The organism is Pseudomonas sp. P7758 (genome assembly GCF_013386485.1).
Classification (GTDB): Bacteria; Pseudomonadota; Gammaproteobacteria; order Pseudomonadales; family Pseudomonadaceae; genus Aquipseudomonas.
Genome location: NZ_JACARS010000254.1, coordinates 1 through 628 on the forward strand (window position 1 = coordinate 1; position 628 = coordinate 628).

The following is a 628-nucleotide window of genomic DNA, read 5'->3' on the forward strand; positions in this document are numbered from 1 at the left end:
GCACCGAGGCAAAAACTCAATTGCCGATTGATGTTCCACAAGGCGCTGGCATGCCCCATGCGCTCGGCCGGAATGTCGAGAAAGGCCAGGGTTTGCGCGGTGCTGCTGCACAGGCTGCCACCCAGGCCCATCAGGAGGTAGGCGAGCACCACGACAACCGGGTGCGGCTCGATCAGCAACAGGATGCCGAGGGCTTGCAGCAGCATGCCCGCCAGCAGCAGCGGCCTCGGCCCGCAGCGATTGAACAGTTTTTTGCTCAAGGCAATCGCCAGCCCCGAGGCCAGCGCCCACGGCAGCATCAGCGCGCCGATGAGGCTGGCGGTAAAGCCAAGACCGTGCAGATAAAGAATCGCCACCAGGCTGGTGCCGATAAACACCCCCGGGATGAACAGGTAAACCAGCATCGCGACCCGCAGCATCGGGCGGCGAGCCTGGCCCAATACGTGACCGAACTCCAGCGCCGGGCGTGTGGACGCGGGCGTGTCTGCCACCAGCCAGCGCAAGGTCAGCATCACGGTGATCAGCGCCAGCGGCAGGTTGGCGAAAAAGATCCAGCGCCACGACACGCTGTCCACCACCAGGCCGCCCAATGCTGGCGACAACGCCGGAATCAGCAGCGCCACCAGCA

The 628-nt window shown here is 64.6% G+C and carries 1 protein-coding gene; it reads right to left on the reverse strand.

Features of this window, described 5'->3' with window-relative positions; genetic code table 11:
* The coding region (locus HX873_RS31290) for an MFS transporter (RefSeq protein WP_177123835.1) at positions 1 to 628 on the reverse strand (628 nt) is incomplete at both ends.